The organism is Caloramator sp. E03 (assembly GCF_006016075.1).
In the GTDB taxonomy this organism is placed as follows: Bacteria; Bacillota; Clostridia; order Clostridiales; family Caloramatoraceae; genus Caloramator_B.
Genome location: NZ_CP040093.1, coordinates 2204564 through 2226275, shown reverse-complemented (window position 1 = coordinate 2226275; position 21712 = coordinate 2204564). Strand labels below are relative to the sequence as shown.

19 protein-coding genes and 1 riboswitch are annotated in these 21712 nt (G+C 32.6%); of the genes, 2 read left to right on the top strand and 17 right to left on the bottom strand.

The features are described from left to right. Window position 1: 1 nt before the first annotated feature. The 3 genes from FDN13_RS10750 to FDN13_RS10740 are packed head-to-tail and all read right to left on the bottom strand — an operon-like array spanning window position 2 to window position 3135. A complete protein-coding gene (locus tag FDN13_RS10750) occupies window positions 2–1174 on the bottom strand; it encodes a SpoIIE family protein phosphatase (RefSeq protein WP_138980320.1) in 1173 nt (390 codons plus the stop codon). Continuing rightward, window positions 1171–2883, bottom strand: a complete 1713-nt coding sequence (locus FDN13_RS10745) for a [Fe-Fe] hydrogenase large subunit C-terminal domain-containing protein (RefSeq protein ID WP_138980317.1) — start codon at window positions 2881–2883, stop codon at window positions 1171–1173. Before FDN13_RS10745 ends, FDN13_RS10750 begins: the two co-directional genes overlap by 4 nt. A 6-nt stretch (window positions 2884–2889) precedes the next feature. Further along, the gene (locus FDN13_RS10740) at window positions 2890–3135 is read right to left on the bottom strand and encodes a (2Fe-2S) ferredoxin domain-containing protein (RefSeq protein WP_138980315.1); all 246 of its coding nucleotides are present in this window, start codon (window positions 3133–3135) and stop codon (window positions 2890–2892) included. Between the two features lie 234 nt (window positions 3136–3369). Between FDN13_RS10740 and FDN13_RS10735 the strand changes: the two genes are divergently transcribed. Then, window positions 3370–4830, top strand: coding sequence for a 4Fe-4S dicluster domain-containing protein (locus FDN13_RS10735; protein WP_138980313.1), 1461 nt, complete (start codon window positions 3370–3372; stop codon window positions 4828–4830). Between the two features lie 185 nt (window positions 4831–5015). Here FDN13_RS10735 and FDN13_RS10730 read toward each other — a convergent pair whose 3' ends face one another. After that, window positions 5016–6194, bottom strand: coding sequence for an ISL3 family transposase (locus tag FDN13_RS10730; RefSeq protein WP_138979026.1), 1179 nt, complete (start codon window positions 6192–6194; stop codon window positions 5016–5018). 655 nt (window positions 6195–6849) lie between these two features. Between FDN13_RS10730 and FDN13_RS10725 the strand changes: the two genes are divergently transcribed. Next, window positions 6850–8232: a DUF4825 domain-containing protein gene (locus FDN13_RS10725; RefSeq protein ID WP_138980310.1), complete on the top strand. Its 1383-nt coding sequence runs from the start codon at window positions 6850–6852 to the stop codon at window positions 8230–8232. Between the two features lie 554 nt (window positions 8233–8786). Here FDN13_RS10725 and FDN13_RS10720 read toward each other — a convergent pair. The 13 genes from FDN13_RS10720 to FDN13_RS10660 form a co-directional block, all read right to left on the bottom strand. Next, window positions 8787–9443, bottom strand: a complete 657-nt coding sequence (locus FDN13_RS10720; protein ID WP_138981076.1) for a HesA/MoeB/ThiF family protein — start codon at window positions 9441–9443, stop codon at window positions 8787–8789. A gap of 45 nt (window positions 9444–9488) precedes the next feature. Then, the gene (locus FDN13_RS10715) at window positions 9489–9926 is read right to left on the bottom strand and encodes an MOSC domain-containing protein (RefSeq protein ID WP_138980308.1); all 438 of its coding nucleotides are present in this window, start codon (window positions 9924–9926) and stop codon (window positions 9489–9491) included. A 1-nt stretch (window position 9927) separates the two neighbouring features. Then, window positions 9928–10407, bottom strand: coding sequence for a cyclic pyranopterin monophosphate synthase MoaC (gene moaC / locus FDN13_RS10710; protein WP_138980305.1), 480 nt, complete (start codon window positions 10405–10407; stop codon window positions 9928–9930). A gap of 1 nt (window position 10408) precedes the next feature. Next, window positions 10409–11368, bottom strand: coding sequence for a GTP 3',8-cyclase MoaA (moaA, locus tag FDN13_RS10705; RefSeq protein ID WP_138980303.1), 960 nt, complete (start codon window positions 11366–11368; stop codon window positions 10409–10411). A 4-nt stretch (window positions 11369–11372) separates the two neighbouring features. Next, entirely contained in the window at window positions 11373–13289 is a 1917-nt protein-coding gene (locus FDN13_RS10700) for a molybdopterin biosynthesis protein (protein ID WP_138980301.1), read from the bottom strand. Window positions 13290–13295: 6 nt separating this feature from the next. Continuing rightward, entirely contained in the window at window positions 13296–14519 is a 1224-nt protein-coding gene (locus FDN13_RS10695) for a molybdopterin molybdotransferase MoeA (protein WP_138980298.1), read from the bottom strand. Window positions 14520–14531: 12 nt separating this feature from the next. Continuing rightward, window positions 14532–15020, bottom strand: coding sequence for a MogA/MoaB family molybdenum cofactor biosynthesis protein (locus FDN13_RS10690; protein ID WP_138980296.1), 489 nt, complete (start codon window positions 15018–15020; stop codon window positions 14532–14534). A gap of 309 nt (window positions 15021–15329) precedes the next feature. Then, a riboswitch (molybdenum cofactor riboswitch) is annotated at window positions 15330–15447 on the bottom strand. Window positions 15448–15599: 152 nt separating this feature from the next. Next, window positions 15600–17084 carry a tripartite tricarboxylate transporter permease gene (locus tag FDN13_RS10685; protein ID WP_243120211.1) on the bottom strand — a complete coding sequence of 495 codons (1485 nt, stop codon included), beginning with the start codon at window positions 17082–17084 and terminating at the stop codon, window positions 15600–15602. Window positions 17085–17103: 19 nt separating this feature from the next. Beyond that, window positions 17104–17592 carry a tripartite tricarboxylate transporter TctB family protein gene (locus FDN13_RS10680; RefSeq protein WP_168190143.1) on the bottom strand — a complete coding sequence of 163 codons (489 nt, stop codon included), beginning with the start codon at window positions 17590–17592 and terminating at the stop codon, window positions 17104–17106. 80 nt (window positions 17593–17672) lie between these two features. Beyond that, the gene (locus FDN13_RS10675; RefSeq protein WP_168190142.1) at window positions 17673–18716 is read right to left on the bottom strand and encodes a tripartite tricarboxylate transporter substrate binding protein; all 1044 of its coding nucleotides are present in this window, start codon (window positions 18714–18716) and stop codon (window positions 17673–17675) included. Between the two features lie 56 nt (window positions 18717–18772). Next, on the bottom strand, window positions 18773–19537 hold the full coding sequence (gene aroD, locus FDN13_RS10670) for a type I 3-dehydroquinate dehydratase (protein ID WP_138980290.1): 765 nt from the start codon (window positions 19535–19537) through the stop codon (window positions 18773–18775). Window positions 19538–19556: 19 nt separating this feature from the next. Next, the gene (locus FDN13_RS10665; protein ID WP_243120210.1) at window positions 19557–20774 is read right to left on the bottom strand and encodes an MFS transporter; all 1218 of its coding nucleotides are present in this window, start codon (window positions 20772–20774) and stop codon (window positions 19557–19559) included. A gap of 58 nt (window positions 20775–20832) precedes the next feature. After that, window positions 20833–21699: a shikimate dehydrogenase gene (locus tag FDN13_RS10660; RefSeq protein ID WP_138980287.1), complete on the bottom strand. Its 867-nt coding sequence runs from the start codon at window positions 21697–21699 to the stop codon at window positions 20833–20835. Window positions 21700–21712: the final 13 nt, after the last annotated feature.

Sequence of the window (21712 nt, the reverse complement as noted above, 5' to 3'; positions counted from 1 at the left end):
TTTAAAAGTAATCAACAATAACCTCCTTACCAAGTAGTTTTAAATACTCAACCATATCGTTTACAAGTTTTAACTTCAATCCTAAATCTAAAGGAAATTCAGGGTTCTGGTGTGCAGGGTTTATAGCTCGTCCAACAAAAAAATGTATACTCGTACCTTCTTCTATAAGCATTTTTGCAAGTCTTGATGCTCCATCACCCTTCTCCAAATAAAAAAAGTTGTGAGAAGCATCCTTTGAGGATATATAACGTTTAACATGTTCAAGAGCCTTGCTAATAGTAAGAACACCCTCACAGGTTAAATCTATACCATCAATTTCTGCTGTTGGGGGGATTGCAGGATTTATATAGTTTAGATTGACTTTTAGTTCCCTATTAAGAACTCTACAAACTATTTGGGAGGTTGTTCCTCCACATACAATTTTCTTCCCTGTGCTGCTTATAAATTTATTAACAACATAATTATCAAGTTCCTTATCAGCAGGAGGGCCTATTAAAATGTTCATGTTTTGGGCCTTTCTAACCCTTACTACAGCAACTGTTGTATCATCACCTGGTTTTTGCCCGTAAAGATTATCACAAACACTTACTAAAAGCCTTGCAAAACTTTTAGCAGACAGCTCCTTTTTATACATCCTCTCTGTATATTCTTTAATATTTTCCCATTGCCAACCTAAATTAAGAAGCTGCCCAATTCCTGCATGAACAGCACCATCACTAATCATAATAAATGTATCATCTAAATCTATTTTAAATCTTGTTTCATATATTTTTTTATCATAAACAATCCTTTGATTTTTAAGAAGTTGCACATATTTGCCATTTTTTAGCCTTATTATAGAAGGGTTATCAAATTCTACAAGATATCCTTCTCCATTATTAAATATTTCAAGTATAGAAAATGTTGAATAGGCAATCCCCCTTTCTTTACATACAGGAAGGGTTTTAGCTATAGTCTCAACTGCCTCATCAATGCTTGAACCCTTTGAAAGCATTGTGCCTATTATTTTGCTTGTTAAAGTTGATAGTATATTTGCCTTAACCCCGCTTCCAAGGCCATCTGCAAGGACTACAACTATAGAATCTTTATTTCTTATTATTTCAACCCTATCTCCACAAAGCTCTTCATTATATTTATTTATACTCTCATAATCTGCATCTATAAAAAAGCTCATATTTCTTCACCCATCTCAGTTACTATTATATCCTTTAGTTTTGTTAATGCAACCTTTGTTTCCGCAGTAGTTTCTCCAAGTAAACTGGCAATCTCCTGAGCTACTCTCATCTGCTTTTCTATAACCTTTTGAGCAATTTCAACTGTTTCACTTCGAACTTTATTAAGCTGTTTATTACTTTTTTCTTCCTTTGTAATATCCTTCATTATAATTATAATAGCATCCTGATCTTTTACGTATATAATAGACTGCTCAACTGTTACATCAAATTTTTCATAATGATATTTTTGGTTTAATATATTCTTTTCAGTATCTTTTACAATAGCAAAATCAGGACAGTCAAAAAAATCATAAACATTTTTACCAACCAAGTTGATGTTTTCAATATTAAATATCCTATATGCTGCATTATTTGCTTCATGAATATAAAGCTCCCTGTTTAAAGCTAATATAGCATTAGGAGAGGAGTTTATAATTATGTTTGATAGTGATTCTGCCTTCTCCCTCATATAAGGAAGGCACATGTGAAGGTTGGCTTTATTGTTATACACTGCAATTGCCTTCTCCCTGCAGCTTGAATATCCGCAGGCACCACAGTTTAATTCGTCCTCCTTTTTAAACTTGCCTATTTTTCTTAATATACTTCTTATAGTCTTTTCATCAGGTATATCATTACACTTCATTTTATTAAAAAATTCTTTATGCAAATCAATCTCAATATCGAATTTACTAATGTTTTCAACTTTATTTGCTTTTTCTATATAGTTTAAAACTTTATCCATAGCATTGATATAACTATAATCATCATTGTTTATGCAAGGACCATTAATACACCCACCATAACAGCTATTCATCTCAATAAAGTAACCAAAAGCTCTGCCATTTTTAATAGCTTCAAAAGTTTTCATACAGTTTTCTATTCCATCAATGCTTATAAACCTGTAATTGCTTTTTTCCTTATTTTCAATAGTCTTAAGAATTCCTCCAACAAGAGGATAAAACCTTGCATTAAGCTTTTCAGAACCTTCCTCTTCGTCCTCATCTATCAAACTAATACCTTCTGTATCCATCCACCTTTGTAATTCCTCAAAGGTTATTACTGCATCAATAAATTTTTCATTTTCTCCATCTTTGTATTCTTCCTTTTTAGCAAGACAAGGTCCTATAAAAACAACTTTAATATCATCACCATATAGTTTTTTCATTATCTTTGCATGGGCAATCATAGGCGATACTACTGGTGCAAGGTACTCTAATACTTCAGGATAATATTTCTCTGCAAGTAAAACAATTACAGGACAAGCTGTTGAAATTATATTCTTCATTTTCCCATTACTAATTAATTTTTCATACTCCTGTGAAACTTTTGCGGCGCCAATTGCTGTTTCTTCTATATATGCAAAACCAAGCTTTTTAATAGCATTATATATAGCTTTTGCACTTTTTGTATTAAAAGCTGCTGTAAACGATGGAGCAATACTTGCATAAACCTTATATTTCTTTTCAATAAATCTCTTCACCTTTTCTATTTCATCCACTACGCTTTTAGCATTTTGTGGACATACTTTAAGACAATTTCCACATAGTATACAGCTGTCTTCCATTATTTGAGCCTGGTCATTATTAAAAGATATGGCTTTTACAGGACAGCTTCTTATACACTTGTAGCAGTTTTTACAGTTTGCTTCTTTGAATCTTATTGTATTCATAATACATCAAACCCTCATCAAAATATGCTCTTTAAATTTTTCCTTAGCATTTTCAGGCGTTACATTGCCTATTACTTCTTCCCCAACCTTAATAGAAACTCCTTTTGTACAGTTTCCAAGGCAAAAAGAAGCTTTAAGTTCAACCTTATCCTCAAGATGCATTTCTTTAATAATATCTTGAAATATCTTCATTATTTGATAGGAACCTTTAAGATGGCATGAACTTCCTACACATATATAAACACTTAACACATTAATCCCTCCAAAATAAATGTTAATTTGTTAACAATAATTATTGTAACAAATAATAAAATACTGTACAATAGAACAAAGTGGTATATTAATAAAATAATCATTTTTAAGTATTTTTTATTGAAAAACTACCTATATTTTATGCGTTGATATTTTTTTAAACTGATAGTATACTTTTAAATGGCTAGTGCTAATATTAAATAATTATAATAAATTCTATAAGGAAGTGGTATAATGAGGAATTTTGAAAATGATGTTCAGCTTATAAAATATAAAGTTTTAAAGCAGGTAATAAAATATACAAAAGAAGGCAACTTAAACGAAAAAATCTTGGACATCCCAAAAGAAGTAATTCCTGGGCCAAAGCCAATGACAAGATGCTGTATATATAAGGAAAGAGCCATTGTTTCAGAAAGAGTAAAGCTTGCAATGGGGGGAGACAAAAGCAATCCAAATATTATAGAAGTTATTAGTGAAGCCTGTGATGAATGCCCAATTCATCGTTTTAAAGTAACTGAGGCCTGCAGAGGGTGTCTTGCCCACAAATGCAAAGAAGCCTGCCCTGTTGGTGCAATTTATATAATCGATAGAAAATCCTATATAGATCATGAAAAGTGTATAGAATGTGGAAGGTGTAAAAACGCATGTCCGTATAATGCAATATCTGATGTTATGAGGCCCTGCAGAAAAGCTTGCAATGCTTCAGCACTTTACATTGATGAAAATAAAAAAGCAGTTATAGATAATGATAAATGCATTCAATGTGGTGCCTGTGTATATCAATGTCCTTTTGGTGCAATAATGGACAAGTCCTTTGTCGTTGATATAGTTAACCTTCTAAAAAAAGCTAAGGAGGATAAAAATATTCATGTATATGCTGTAATAGCTCCTTCAATATCAAGCCAATTTACCTATGCAAGAATTGAACAGGTTGTAACTGGAATTAAAAAGCTTGGCTTTTATGATGTCGTTGAAGCAGCCCTTGGAGCGGATATGGTAGCAGAAAATGAATCAAAAGAACTTGTAGAAAAATTAAAGGATAAGAAATTTATGACAACATCCTGCTGCCCTGCTTTTGTGTCATTTATTGAAAAAAAATATCCTGACCTTAAAGGTAACATATCTTCAACTGTATCACCTATGATTGCAGTATCAAGGCTTATAAAGGAAATGGACAGCAATGCTAAAATTGTATTCATAGGCCCATGCACTGCTAAAAAAGCAGAGATTCAAAGAGAAGAACTTAAAGGAAGTACAGATTATGTAATGACATTTGAAGAACTTCAGGCAATGCTAGATGCTTTTGATATAAATATTGAAGAATGCGAAGATGGGGTTTTAAACAATGCATCTTTCTTTGGAAGAATATTTGCAAGATCAGGGGGAGTAACTGAAGCAGTAAAGGAGGCTATTAAAGAGCAGAATTTAGAGGTAGAATTTAAGCCTGTCGTATGCGATGGATTGAAAGAGTGTGACAAAGCTTTAAAAATCGCAAGGGTTAATAAATTAAACGGAAACTTCATAGAAGGCATGGCATGTGTTGGAGGATGTATAGGTGGTGCTGCATCCTTAAGCCACGGCCCAAAGGACAGAAGCGAAGTTGATAAATATGGTAATTTAGCAATAGAAAAGAGCATTAAAGATTCTTTAAGAGTCTATAATGTAAAAGAAATTAATATGCATAAAGAAGAATAGCTTTTAAATACATTATTGGCTCTTTGTCAATTGTTGGGGCGGGTATTCGATTAGAATGCCTGTCCTATCTTGTTTGAGAGTTATTTTAGAAAGATAAGTTAGATTGGGGAGAGTATCCCACAAAAATTGCAGGACAAAAAGACCAACGTGAGTTGGTTTTCTAAAATTTGGTATTATAATTTACTTTAATTACAGCAATGAAGAATTCTATTTCTAAACCTATCAAAGTTTTTGAAGCCGAAGGCATTTCTTTTAATAACTTTAATTTTGTTATTAAAGCCTTCAGTGCAAGCATTTGTATATGGTATATCAAAAGAATTCACTATTTCATTAAAATACCTGATATAAGTATTAGCACATCTTTCAAATTCTTTAAGGCCGCTACTTTGTGCAAACTTAATCCATTCCTTTAATAAAGTACGAGCTTCTTTAGAAGAAGAGGTAGTATCAATTATTTTTAATAGTTTTTCTTTTAAGGTATGAGCAATAGCTAAATCGCTATTGTAAGAAAACATAACTTGTAATGCGAACTTTGAATCTTCATCAAGTAAGTCAAATCTTTTAAGAATAAGTTTTTTGCTTCTTTTAAAGTATTTTCTTAATTTAACAGATAGCTCTTTTTGAACACGTTTTCTAACTGCTTCTACAGCCCACATAGCGTGCCTAATATAATGGAATTTATCAATAACAATAATAGCATTTTTAAAGTAAGTTTTAGCTAAATCAATATAAGGTTGCCACATATCACAAATAAAATATTCAACACTATCGCGATTTTTAATTTTTTTAAAGTAGTCCGATAGGACGTGAAACTGTCTATCTTTAATAATATCAATAATTTTTCTATTAACAGGGTCAACGATAGAACAATGATATTTAGCACCACCAGAATTACCTTTAAATTCATCAATAGCAATAATTTTAGGTAAAGTAGTAGCAGCAGAATAAGACACATTATTGAAAATGCGTTTTATAGTATCAACAGATAAGTTAACTTTTTTAGCAACACTTGACATACTACAAGTATTAGCAAGTTCATTAATTACATACAGAGATAGAAGATTGGTGATTCTATGATATCGAGGAAGAAATTCAATACTTTCATAGAATCTCTTACCACAAACATTACAACGATACCTACGTTTTTTAATAATAAGAACCGTAGGTTTTAAGAAAAAAGGAAGATGTTTAACACGTTGAATTCTATAGTCGTGAACTCTACGAGTTTCAGAATTACAACGAGGACAAGTATGAGGCTTCTTTTTCATTTCTAAATAAATTTCATAGCAAACATTATCAAGTACTTTTGTTATAATAACATCTTTAAAACCCAGTAAATTTTTGATAAAATAATTATTGTGCACTTGTTGGATGCCTCCTTTCAGGTAATATTTTTGTAGTTAATTTAATTTTACCAGGCATCTAAAACAGGTGCATATTTTTTTGTAAAAAAATATGCTGGGGCTACGCCCCAACATATATTATAGAACCACATTATTTTGCTTAGCTGATTTGGGGTAAATTATCCCAAGTCAGCTTTTTATTTTTGCTTCTTTGTCTAAATTAGGGAGGGACGGTTAGTGTGAAAATGTGCCTTTACAAAAAAGGAAAAAAGTACAAGCCGAGGGACGGTTACTTATTTTATATACTATATATGCAAAATTAGGGGGATATCCATAAAATAAATTAGGGAGAGACGGTTACTTATTTTATGGATTTAATATTTTCTCCATCTTCGGTGCCTGGCACCGGAGATGGAGAAAACTTTTTCATTCCGTCGTTGTGGCTACTTTTAGTCATGACCTGTTACTTATTATATGTAAAAATTGATATTAAAACCTAACCCTGAATTTTTCGGCATATTATGCAAAATAAGTAACCGTCCCTCGGATTTTTATGCAAAATAAGTAACCGTCCCTTAGATTTCTAAGATTTTTAAGTATTGACATTTTAAGTTAATAAATACACACTATAAATTAGAAGTATTTTTTTAATAAATAGGAAAGGCTGATATAAACAATGAAATATAGTAAAAAAACAAAACTAATTACATTATTATCTATTCTTTTTATAGCATGTATAGTTTTAACCGCAGTATTTCTTGGTGCTAAAACCAAGGAGATAAATAAAGAGCCTCCAGAAATTTATATAAATGCTGAAGGCTCAGAAACAAAACTTGCACAAAGGTTAGGCTACAACTGGAAGGTAAAAAATATGTATATACATGCTGATTCACTTCACCCTGCAGATTTAAAATACAGCGATGACAATATACTTTATTTAGAGGCAGGAGATATAATTACTTTAACAACTCAGAAAATAAAAACTGACAAAAAATATGAATTTACTTTTGAGGGAATGGAAATCTATAAAAACAAAAATAAAATAGACTATAATTTACCTAACCCTTTTATTCAAAATGGATTACTGTACATTCCATCCCCTCAAGATACAGGGGAATATATCTACAGTATATTTCTAAATTATAAGGATAAAGGAAAAGTTAATTACTCCTTTGTTGTAAGAGTTAATATACCAAAGTATAACCTTAAAGAAATATCAAAACACAAAACGCCTTACTTGGGAAATAATAGTAATGTATCCTCCCTTATAAACTGTCTTCCTTTGCCAAGCAAAAATTATATACAACATTATATATCTTTGAATACAAAGGAAAAGCCTTTAAGTCTTACTGTATATTATGAAAAAAAGGAGGGCTCTGCAGGGCAGAATTTAACCGCCTCATCCTATGCAATAATGGAGAAAAATGCACTTGTTTTATTTGCTATGATTGGAAATCTTGATGATATAAAATTTGCTTTTAGGGATACTCCATCTACAGGAAGTCTTGACACTTCAAAATATAATATGATTTTCCCTTATACAAGAAGAGATATTGAAAATACCTACGGAAATACAGCTCCAATGTATAATAATATAGAGCTTTTAAAGAATGCAATATATAATGATTCTTTAAATTCGGGTAATAATTACAAAAAATATATATACCTTAATCTTCCTGAGTTTACAGATGAAGAAGTTGCCTCTGCCCGTGCAGTTGTTGAAAAATATTTTAAAGCAGTACATGATAAAAACGATAAGGCTATACTTGAAACCCTCCATGAAAAAAGAAAATCAAAAAATATGGTATTATACGGATATGAAACCCGTACCCTTTTAAGCATAAGTTATGACCCTCAAGATTATGAGAGAAAAAGTTATAGACCTAATAATCCTGATTTTGCCCCTGAAAAGATAATAGTTTTTAAAGTAAGTTTTAAAGTAGAATATCCAAAGGGAAAATCAGGCCCATGGGAAGAAGGAATATATGATAACTGGAATATGATACTTATTAGAAAAGATGCAAACAGCCCTTGGTTTATTTATGACCAAGGATACTAAAATTTTTTATTCTTAAATAAAGCCTGAAATATGTAAAACATACTTCAGGCTTTTTATAAAAAAATTAAAGAGCACACAGTGATCTACCTTACACCACTATAGATAGCTTATTACCCAACCATAATCTTCCGACTATGATAGAGCAGTTCACAACCTATAATGATGGTTCGTTCGACTATATAGGATATCTACGCACCTGTATGCAACCTCTCGGCTGCATACAAGCACTAGTACCAGCAGCTTACTGGGACTTAAACCATATCAAAGTTTACGATACCCTATATAATCTTAGCTCGACTCTGCATGATAGGTTGGAACCCTACTACAATCAAAAATAAGTTCGACTGCAATAAAGCTTTTCCCCACCATGCAGAATCTTCCCTCCGGCTGCATGCAAGCCTGCCAGGACCTACATGCAACCTTTGGTCGACCCATATATAACCCCAATGGGATCATATATAAGTCTTAGCTCAACCACTGTATACCCTTTACACAATATATTGTAACCCGGTTAAAATTATATATACATATTTTTATTGGTATTTTTTGTTATTTTAAACTTCAATTATATTAAAGTCGTTATTTAATATATCAACAAAAAGTATCTTTTTTCTTAATATATCCCCTTTATTTAAAAGAAGCTTAATGGCTTCGCTAACCTGTATTGAGGCTATTAAAGGGGGTATAAAGGAAGGGTTGCCAAGCTTTTTTTCAATTCCAGATTTAGTTCCTTCTCTATAAATAAATTTAAGGGTATTATCCCCTGGAAGTATTGTTGTAACCTGACCGTACCATCCTCCTATTGAGCCGTGAATTATCGGTATATTATATTCCTTAGCCTTACTTTGAAGAAGAAGCCTTGAATCTATGTTATCCAGTGCATCCACTGCTAAATCAAGTCCCTTTAAAATCCTTTCAGCATTATTTTCATTTAACATCTCTTCGAAGGCTTCTACTTTTACATCAGGATTTACATACATCATCCTATCCTTTGCTTCCCTTGCCTTATTTTTCCCTATAGATAAGCTGCTTGATAAAATCTGCCTGTTTAAATTAGACCTTTGAAACACATCACCATCCACTGCAGCAATATATCCTACTCCAATTCTTGAAAGCATCTCAATTATGTATCCTCCAAGACCTCCGCACCCTATAACTCCTACCTTAAAGCTTTTAAGCTTTAAGCATTCCTCTTCAGTTAAAGCCTCCATGTTTCTTATATACCTATCATCAATCAAATAAAACACTCCTATTAGTTATTCTTCTAAAATTTCTATTTCATCCCCGTCCCTTACATATCCGCTCTTTAAAACCTTTGTAAATATACCTTCCCTTGGCATAATGCAGTCCCCAACAAGATTTCTTATCTGGCATCCTGCATGGCACTCTTTCCCTATTTGTGTTACCTCCATTATAGTCTCTCCTATTTTAAGTTTTGTACCAATAGGAAGTTTATAAAGTTCTATGCCTTCAGTTGTAATGTTTTCTGCAAACTTTCCAGTGCAAAGCCCCTCTATACCAAGAGCTTTCATTTTATCGATGCTCTCCTTTCCAAGAAGGCTTACCTGCCTGTGCCAGTTTCCTGCATGGGCATCTCCTTCAAGGCCGTGATTTTCTCTAAAATACCCCTCTCCTATTGGATGTTTTATCTCCCCTTTTTTTGAGCTAATATTAATAGCTAAAACCTTTGCCATATTAATCCTCCTTCCTTTCAAAAAGTCCTGATTTCCCTCCAGACTTTTTCATAAGCTTTATATCAGATATAATCATCTCTCTGTCAATGGCCTTACACATATCATAAATAGTTAAAGCGGCTATGCTTACAGCACTTAATGCCTCCATCTCAACACCAGTTTGTCCTACTGTTTTAACCGTTGATGTTATTTCTACCCTCAATTTTTCAAAATTTAGCTTAAAGCTAATGTCGCACCCTGTCATCATAATTGGATGGCACATTGGAATTATATCGCTTGTCCTCTTTGCACCCAGTATGCCCCCAACCTGTGCAACGGATAGAACATCTCCTTTTTTAATGCTCCCCTCCTTTATCTTTTCTAAAGTTTCTTTTTTCATGTATACATATCCCTTTGCTACAGCCTCCCTTAAAGTTTCATCCTTTAAGCTCACATCTACCATCCTTGCTCTTCCCTCTTTATTTATATGCGTAAGTTCCATACTAACCTCCTATTTGAAACATCATTTTTTTGCTGAAGCTTTTCTCGTTTTCCTCAAGATAATGCTCCTTAGGCTTATTTATTATAGAGTTTTTAATAGCCATCAAAAGCATATCCTCACTGTTTAAATATTCTCTTATACTGTACTCTTTTTCAGAGTGAAGGCAGGGCTTTATAGTTCCTGTTGAGGTAAGCCTTATTCTGTTACAGCTGTCGCAGAATTTGCAGCTTAGAGGGCTTATAAAACCTATTTTGCCTATTGAATCAGAAAGCCTATAATTCTCTGCTGTTTCCCCCTTTTTCCTTCCAAGAGGAATAAGGCTTTTATTATTTTTTATAATCTCCTCGCTTGAAATAAAGCCATCCTTATAATATTTCTCCCCTTCTCCTATTGGCATAAGCTCAATAAAACGAACATCTATTGGATACTTTCTTGTTAGATTCATAATTTCATCAATTTCATCATCGTTTATACCTCTTATAAGCACTGTATTTATCTTTACAGGGCTTAAGCCAATCCTAAGGCACTCTTCAATGGCTTCTAAAACATTTTTAAGCTGTCCTCTTCTTGTAATTTTTTTAAATTTTTCCTCATCCAATGTATCAAGGCTTATGTTTACTCTTTTAAGTCCGCACCTTTTTAAATCCCCTGCCATATCCTTTAATAAAATTCCGTTCGTTGTAATCCCTATATCGTCAATTCCCTCTATTTTGCTTATTTCATATATAAGCTTATCTATATCCTTAACTATTAAAGGTTCTCCTCCAGTTAACCTTATTTTATTAATGCCAAGTTTTGCACAGCATTTTACAATTTTTAATATATCCTCATGCCTTAATATATCATCATGCTCCTTTTTTTCAATGCCTTCCAAAGGCATGCAGTATATACATCTTAAGTTACATCTGTCGGTTACTGAAATCCTTATATAATTTATATCTCTTCCCCATCCATCCTTCACAATCTCATCCCCTAATCCTCATAATCTTTCCACATTCTAAGTAGTCATATCCTCCAAGTCTATCAAGCTGTTTAAAAAACTCCTCACTTTTTATAACTTCAATAAATTTTTTAATCATTGGCATTTCTAAATAAGATTCATGTAATGCAAAATCATATTCCTCGCTGCATATTGGTATAAAATCAAGATTCATAAGTTGTGCTGCAGAGTATACTCCCATACCACAGTCAGCATCATCTTCTTTAATTGCTGCAGCAACTCCAAGATGGGTAAACTCCTCCCTTTCATAGCCTGAAATTGCACTAAAATCTATTCCAAGTTTTTTTAAATTATAATCAAGCAAAAGCCTTGTCCCTGAGCCTTTTTGCCTGTTTATATATCTTAATTTAAGCTTAGCTACATCATTTAAATCTTTTATATTATAGGGATTGCCTTTTTTAACCATAAGCCCCTGAATTCTTTTAACACCTTTAATAAGTGCAACATCCATACCCTTTAAATATTTATTTATATAAGGAATATTATATTCCCCACTTTCCATATCAAGAAGATGGATAGGTGCAATATGACATTCTTCCTTTTTTAAAGAGAGTATTCCTCCCATGCTTCCAACGTGGGATGAGGAGAGGGAATATCCTCCTTCACTTTTCTTTAGTAAATCTGAAACAACATCAACTATAGGATCATGGCTTCCTATTACAACTATTGTATTTTTAATTTCATTAGTCTTTTTCAAAAGATTAACTTTAACTTTGCTTCCTGCCTCTAATCCTTCACAGTTTTGAGGAATTTTAAGTATTCCATCGGCATTAACTAAGGACATCGTTGCCCCAGCACCCCTGTTTAGGGGAGTTGCGATAAGCTTATCCCCGACAAATCCAAGCTTTACCCTTACAAATTCAAGATGTTTTAATGAAGATACTATTCTCCTTGAGAGAACAGCCTCTTTTATATCCCCCTCATCATGTAAAAGTCCCTGATATTTTTCCAAAAGAGGTTTTACTATGTTTTCCATAATAATATAGGCTGAGACGGGATATCCTGGTATACCAATAACAGGCTTATCCTTTATTTTACCAAGTATTACAGGCTTACCTGGTTTTATTGCAATTCCATGGACAAAAACCTTTCCAATCTCATTTATAATGCTATATGTAAAATCCTCTCTTCCAGCAGAGGATCCTGCATTTATTAAAACTATATCGTTTTCATCCACTGCTTTTATTATTGCAGTTTTTATTTTTTCATAATCATCTTTAACTATGTTATACCTTACAGCTTCTCCTCCCCATTCACTAATAAGGGCACTAAAAACCCTCGAATTTGACTCTATTATATCCCCAATTTTTAGGTCTAAAGTAGGCTCTACTATTTCCGTTCCTGTTGGTATTATGCCTACTTTAGGCTTTTTATAGACCTTTATGCTGTTTACTCCCCCGCAAAGAAGAGCCCCAATATCTACTGCCCTTATTTTATGGTTTGATGGAAGGATTAATGTATTTTGCACTATATCTTCACCAATAGGTCTAATATTCTCGTAGGGCAGAGCACTTTTATATATTTTTACGCAGCCCTCTTTAACCTTTATAATATCCTCAACCATAATAACGCTGTCAAAACCTTTAGGTATAGGATCCCCAGTATCAACAACTATGTAGTCCTCATTTTCATAAAGCTCTATCATATTCTTTTCCGTAGCACCTATAGTTTTTTCGCTTTTTACAGCAATGCCATCCATCGCTGATGAGTTATAAAAAGGATATGATATTTTTGCATATACCGCCTTCGATGTTACTCTCCCACAAGATTCACAGGTTAAAATCTCTTCGCTTTCAAGTTTTTCTTTAAAATCAAAATTTGAAAAATAAATATTAAGAGCATCATCAAGCTCATAATTTGATAAATATATGTTTGACATAATATCCTCCTATAATCTATAAACATAAACCTTCTGATTTTCCCTTAAGCCCTCTTCATTTTTAGGTATTACAATATAACCTTCTGCCTTTGAAAAACCAGTTATAAGCCCTGATTTTGTAAATACAGGGTATGCTTTTAATTCTCCATCTTCATCTATTAAATTAACAGGAAGATACTCCGCCCTTCCCTTTGCTTTATGATAATTAAGTCCGAAGGTGCAGCTTATTGGAATTTCTTTTTCAAAATAGCCTATAAGGCTTTGTATGTATTTTTTAACAAGGCTTATATAAACTACACTGCAGGCTAAAGGGTGTCCTGGAAGGCCAAAAACTATTTTACCTTTACATCTTGCAATAAGGGTTGGCTTTCCTGGTTTTATTGCTATGCCGTGAATCAAAACCCCTAAGTCATCAAAGGAATTTAAAACCTTAAAGGTTTCATCCTTTTTGCCAACAGAACTTCCTCCTGAAATCAGTACTATATCGCATTCATCTAAAGCTTTATCCAATATACTTTTAAGTGATTCATAATCATCCTTTACTATCCCATAGCTTTTAGCCTCTGCCATATCCTTTTTTACTAAGGACATTAAAAGATAGGAGTTTATATCGTAGATTTTTCCTAAAGTAAGTTTTTCATTTATATCTAAAACCTCATTGCCCGTTGATATTATCCCTATAACTGCTTTTTTAAAGACCTTAACTTTTTTAATTCCAAGGCTTGACATAACACCTATTTCAAAAGGTCTAATCCTGATTCCTTTTTTTAATATAATCTCATCTTTTCTAACGTCCTCTCCAATTTCAACAACGTTTTCTAAAAAAGATACTGGAGAGTTTATTAAAATCGTTTCATCATCAAGCTTTTCAGTATATTCAATCATAACAACTGCATCACCATTATAAGGAAGCATCCCTCCTGTTGGGATGTACATGCACTCTCCCTCTTTTATATCACCATCTGAAGCCTTTCCCATTATAACCTCACCCTTAAGGTTTAGCATTGCTGGTATAGATTCTCTAACGCCTATTGTATCCTTAAATCTTACTGCATAGCCATCAACCGTTGACCTTCTAAAGTCAGGGACATTAAAGGGAGATATTATATCCTCATATAAAACTCTATCTAAGGATTTTAAAATATCAATCTCTTCATAACCTAAAGAGATTTTATTGTTATCTAAAATTATATTCAGTGCTTCATCTAAGTCTACCACCTTAAAAAGTTCCACACTATCAGCCCCTTATCTTGCACATTCTTTTGCATTACCTGTTAAAATATCTATTCCATGGGGAATTGCATCCATTATAGATTTAAAATTTTCAATTGCACCCTTTGGGCTTCCTGGAAGATTTATAATAAGGGTATCCTTTCTAATTCCAGCTACTGCCCTTGACAGCATAGCCTTTGGAGTAATTTTAAGTGAATTATACCTCATAGCCTCTGCAATACCAGGAGCGTTTTTTTCAATTACTGAAAGGGTTGCCTCTGGGGTTACATCCCTATTTGAAAAGCCTGTCCCACCATTTGTAAGTATCAAGTTTAGTTTAAGCTCATCACAGATATAAATAAGCTCTCTTTTTATTTCCTCAATTTCATCGGGAATTATTTTGTAATATTCAACGCTATAATTTAAAGACTCTAAAAGCTCCTTTAAATTTTTTCCCGTAATATCCTCTCTCTCCCCCTTAGAGCCCTTATCGCTTATTGTAAGAATTGCTGTGCTAATCATACTTTATCCTCCCATCCTCTAAAAATATTATTTTATCTTAAAGCCTTTTTACCCCACTCATGTCATGGGTTACCATAATAATAGTTGAACCTTTTTTGCATCTAAAATGAATTTTTGTTGCGGCATTAATTTTTATTCCTGTTTCTTTTTCAAAAATAGGGATTATAACTCAAAAAGACCTGTATCTTAAGTATTTGTTGTCAGTATAAAAATTTTTATAATAACTGCAAGCTAAAAGAAAAGAATATAAATATGTTTCAGAAAAGCCAAATATTTTTTCATAAAAAAACCCCTTTCACATAGAAGTAAAAGGAGAAATTTAATTCTCCTTTTCAAACGCGGAAGGCACTGCCGTTTCCAACAATACCCATCGATTATAACCCATAGCAAAAGCCTTAGGAATTATAATTCGGAGAATAATATTTCTATTTCTTTTATTATAATTCTATTGTAATTTAATGTACAATGTGTAAATATTTGTTTTTTATTCTTTATTGATTCATTTCCATATATTAGAAGTTTATACTGTATTCTTTCTTACTTTTTCATTAAAAAAAGACGGTTTTTAACCGTCCTACTTTAAAACATCTTTATCCTTTTCCAAAATTTCAATTTAGATAAAGGCATAAGCATTATTAAAAATATCAATGTAAAAGAAATAGGGCTGCCAAGTAAAGAATTAATCAATTCATAGAAGTTATTATGATTTAAAGCCATGGCTCGTCTATAATTTATATCGATAATAGGACTCAAAATCATTCCTAAAACCATTGGAGCTGTTGGGTAATTATATATTTTAAAAAAGTATCCAAGAATTCCAAATGCAATCATCCAGTAAATATCTACAACACTATTGTTTATGCTGTAGCTTCCCACAATTGATAAAACTATTATTATTGGAATAACAATAGCCTTAGGAATTTCTACAATCTTAGTAAAAAGTTTAATTCCTGTCATACCAAAGATAATAAGAAATAAATTTGAAATAACAAGGCAACCTAATATAACCCAGAAAAATTGAGGCTGATCCTTCATTAACATAGGTCCTGGTCTTAGCCCATGAATTATCATAGCACTAATTAAAACCGCCGTAACTGAATCCCCTGGAATGCCAAGCGTCATCATAGGAATAAATGCTCCCCCTATTGCAGCGTTTTTAGCAGCTTCTGGTGCAATAACACCCTCATGAGCTCCTTCACCAAAAGGCCTTGTTGGGTTCTTTACTGTTCGTTTTGCCTGGTCGTAAGCTATAAGAGATGCTATATCCCCTCCTGTTCCTGGAAGGGCTCCAATTATAGTTCCTAATATGGAAGCTCGTAATGTAAGTGGAAGATGCTTTAATATTAAATTCCAGCTTGGAATAATTTTATCTACTTTTTGTTTAACAGGTTCTACCTTATCACGTAACTGCATCAATGCCTCTGATAATCCAAAAACACCAATCATAGCAGCAACAAAATTAATACCACCTAAAAGTTTATCATATCCAAAAGTAAACCTTGCCTGTCCAGTAATAGGATCTATTCCAATCATTCCTACTAAAATACCAAGACATGCTGTAGTTAAAGCCTTTATAATCGAACCCTTACTAAGACTTCCAATCAATAATAACCCCATTATTGATATTAACAGATAATCTTGGGGCATAAATTTAAGTGCCAGATTAGAAACCAAAGGTGAAGCCAATGCAAGGACAAGGATGCCAAACAATGTACCAATTACTGATTGTATAGTACTAAGCCCCATGGCTATTCCTGCTTCACCCTTTTGAGCCATTGGGAAGCCATCAAATGTAGTAGCAATTGCAGCAGGAGCTCCAGGTATATTTAAAAGAATAGAAGAACGGCTTCCTCCATAGACTCCACCTACATATATACCAACCATTACTGCAAGTGCCGGTAATATTTTCCAACCAAATGTAAAAGAAATAAGAACAGAAACCGCCATAGTTACAGAAAGCCCAGGTATAGCACCAACATAAATTCCCACAAATACACCCACAGCTATATATAAAATCATTTCGGGATTTAGAAATGGTATTAAGAATCCTTCTATTCCTGACACTTTATCCCTCCTAAATATGTTACGGTAGTATGATATTAAAAATATATCTAAAAATTACAAGAATTGATGCTATTGTACAAGTAGAAACTACGAATTTATTACCTATTTTAGTTTTATCGAGGAATAACATGGTAAAAAATAAAAAAAACATAGTTGTTGGAACAAAGTGGAGCTTTTCTATCAATATCGCATATAAAATAATCATCATAATAATAATGATTACTTCACGGCAAAAAAGAAACTTTAATATTTCGGCAATTTTAATTTTTTGATCATGATTTTTAAGGGTTTTAATAAATAACATTAATATCATAATCAATACTACTACTGAAATAAACTGAGGAACGATACCTGAACCATTAATTCTTCCTTCTATTACTCCTTCATATTTTAAAGCATCAATAAAAAAAACAGAAAACAGTAGAAATAATATCATTAAAAAATAAAGTTCACCTGTTTTTTGTTTATGCTCTATATTCTGCTGCTTACTATGCTCATTTATTGGCATAAAGTCTATCCTCCATTTCAAATTATATTTATATGAGAATATGAGGATACCTTTCAGAATCCTCATATTGATAACATATACTAAGGTTTTGTAATACCGAATTTCTCCGGCGACTCCTTTGCACCGCCAGCCTCATAAATTAGCCAGCACATTTGAGATTGCCAATCCTTTATAAATTTTTTAGCCTCTTCACCAGTTAACCCTAAAGGTACCATACCGTTAGATATAACATATTGTTGAAACTTTGGATCATTATATGCCCTTTTAAATGCTTCTACAAGCTTATCTGTTACATTTTTTGGTGTTCCCTTCTTCACAAAAACGCCATAAAAAAATCCTGAGGTTTTAAGAATTTTTTGGTATTGTGGATTAATATCCCCAGCAGTAGGCACATTAGGAATGATTGGATTAGGCTTATTAGCCATTACAACCAATGCTTTCATATCTCCGTTATTAATATATTGAGCTGCTGCCCCTACTGATAGCGCCGTCACCTGAATTTGTTTGCCTAAAAGAGCAGTAATAAGACTACTATCTCCATCGTAAGGAACTTGATTAAATACTACACCATCTACCTTTTTTAAAATAGCAGCTGTAATATAGGGCTGACCTCCAACACCGCTTATACCTAAGTTTATCTTATTTGGCTTTGCTTTAGCATCTTTTATAAGATCCTCAAATGTATTGTAAGGTGAATCTTTTGGGACAACAATAACCGAACTACCCCTAACTAATAATAAAACTGGTTCAAATTTATCATAAGTCAAATTAGGTAGTCCAAGAATAGGATAAAGAGGAGGGGTTTCGGCATTAAAAAGAAGTGTATAGCCGTCAGCCTTTTGATCATATACATACTGTGTAGCCAAAATCCCTGCCCCTCCAGGTTTATTTGACATTATGATAGATTTCCCAAGGACTTTTTCAGCTCCTGCCTGCAATCTTCTTGCAACATTATCCGTTCCTCCACCTGCTCCCCATGCAATAATCCCATTAATATTCTGACTTGGGTAGGGTGCCTGTTTTGTATCAGCAATTTTACCACAACCCGTTATATTTAGATTTATAAATATAGTTATACTAAATAATATAGCAGCTTTTTTCTTTAATCTCATTAGGTATTTCATGTAAATTCTACCCATCCTTTTTAATCATAACTTTTATATTTTAACAAGTTATAATTTTAAAGGTTGCTGTGAATTAATTCAATAACCTTTTTCAAGTCACCAACAGAAATTTGTCCCGGTGCAGAAGCCTTTTTAGCCGCACCAAAGGTTAAAGAAGAGCCAAATATCTCTCCTGATAACCTGCTTATAACACCTTTGCCTGCCATAGACATTGTAATTATTGGTACATCAACATATTGTTCCTTTGTGATTCGTGTAGCATCAAGCAGTGTAATTACATCTTCAACGCATGTAGGCATTACTGCTATTTTAGGAATATCTGCCCCAAGTTCGGCTGCTTTTTTAAGGCGTGATATAATTTCATCCTTTGATGGTGTTTTATTAAAATCATGGTTTGATATAATAACAGCAACACCATTTCCATGAGCAGATTTAATTAATTCCTTAATATCATTTTCATCATTAAACAGCTCAACATCAACAATATCTACTAATTTTGTAGAAGCTATTTCTTTATTTAATTTAAAGTAATATGATTTTTCTATTTCCCTTTGTCCACCTTCTTTTGCACTTCTAAAAGTAAATATTATTGGCTTATTATCAAGTACTTTTCTAATATTAACTAAAGCTTCTTTTACTTTATCGATATCAGTAACATTTTCATAAAAATCAACACGCCATTCTACAACATCCGATTCAATTCCTTTTAGATAATTAGCTTCCTCAATGAGCTGCTCTATCGTTTCGCCAACCATTGGGACACAAATCTTTGGCATACCTTCACCAATTAAAACATCTTTAACTTTAACTACTTTACCCATTTATATCTCCTTTCCTAAATTAAGCATTTACTGCTTTTGATTCAACATTAATAACCTTTTTATATCTTACATTAACAATTAGTCCTAATAAAACGCCTACAGCTGCTATAAATACGTCAAATAAAATTATATTACTAATACTTGTTTTTGATATAATACCAGTTATTAAAGGAATAGTAAAGGTAGCTAAACTTGATGCAGTATAAACAATACCTGTAATTCTACCTTTATTTGCTGGGAAAAGCTCTGCCATTACTGTTAACGCTAACTGTAAAACTCCTCCTGCAGCTGTGAATCCAATTAAGAATGCACATAAAATACAAACTGTTTGAGTTGGAACTAACCATAAAAGTATAAGAGAAAGTAGTGATAAAAATGGATAAACTAATACAAAAACTACAGGTCTTATTAAGCTTTTTACTAAGTATGATGTAATAAATACAGATAAAAGAGAACCCATGCTATAATAACTTATTAAAGTTAATGAAACGCTTTTTGACATTTTAGCCACTTCAGTCCCATAAGTTGGCAACCAAACAGATATAAGATAGAAAGTTGCTGTTGCAGTATATCCCATTATAATAAGAGCTATTCCTTCAATCCAGAAATTTGGAGAAGTTTTGAAATTGTTAACTAAGTTTTTATCTTGGCTATCAGTCTTTTCTTCTTTCTTAATCATGCTTGCAAAAGGTAGCCTGATAAGGAAAACAGCATTAATTAAAAATACTGCAATACAGAATATAAATGAATATCCATAATATAAGTTATTATTTATTAAGAATCCAATAATTAGTGGTAAAAGGAACTGTCCAGCTGATATAAATGCTTTAATCATAACATTTGCAGTACCTGGTGCTTCTGGAAATGCTTCCATTAAAGCAGGATAAGTTCCAGCATCAAGTATTGAGTTTGCCATACCTGCAAATAATGCAAATATAAATGCTACTGTTACGCTTTTGCTAAATAAAATTCCTACAAAGAAAACAGAATATACAGCCATTCCAAGAAAAACAAAAGGTTTACGTCCAAACTTATCAGATAGAACTCCAGATACATATAAAACTATTAAACGCCCTATTCCAAGCGCAGAAATAACATAAGCAACACCAGCCTTATCAGTATTAAGCTGCTTCATTAAAAATTGCATGTTCTGTGCTAAAATTATAGCACCCATACCATGAATAAAGTAATTAATATATAGTGAAAGTGCTGTTAATATGTATTTATTTTTTTTCAAATTAGACCCTCCTCTATTTTTATATGTTTAATATTTCACAAACAAAGATGAAGAAAAATTACTTAAAAAGAATTTCCTTAATATAATCCACAGGCATCTCATGTCCTGTCCATAGTTCAAAAGCCTTAGCTCCTTGCCATAACATCATACCTAAACCATTTATTATCTTACATCCTTGTTTTTCAGCCATTTCAAGGAGTTTTGTCTTTTTAGGAATGTATACAACATCTGATACTACAAGATCAGGTCTTAACATAGATGGATCCGGAATATTGCAAAAATTCTCTAATGGTTTCATACCAACAGAAGTTGCATCTGTTAAAATAACACTTTCTGCAATTTCTGCACGCAATCTGTCTGTATCATCTAAGTCAAATAATTGTGCCTTACATTGTGTTTTTTCATTTATATCCTTTACTGTTTTTTCTGCACGTTTATAAAATTCATCTTTTCTATTGAAAATAGATATTTCCTTTACTCCATCCAATGCTGCCTGAATGCTTATTGCAGTAGCTGCCCCACCTGCTCCTATAATTGTCATTTTCTTTCCTATTACATCAACGCCTTCTTCTTTTATTGATTGCATATATCCTGTTCCATCTGTTATATGTCCTGTTAAAACTCCATTATCATTAACTACAGTATTAACAGCACCTGCTAATTCTGCTGCTGGAGATAATTTATCTAAATACTTATGAATAACTGTTTTATTTGGCATTGATACATTAAATCCACGAATGTTTAATGCTCTAAACCCTTTTACTACATCTTCCAATTGTTCATTGCCACAATCAAATGCAAGATATACATAATCCAGACCTAATTTTGCAAATGCTTCATTATGCATTGTTGGTGATAATGAATGGGAAATTGGTGTTGCAATTAACCCTATCAATTTTGTTTTTCCTGTAATTCGTTCAGCCATTATAATCCATCCT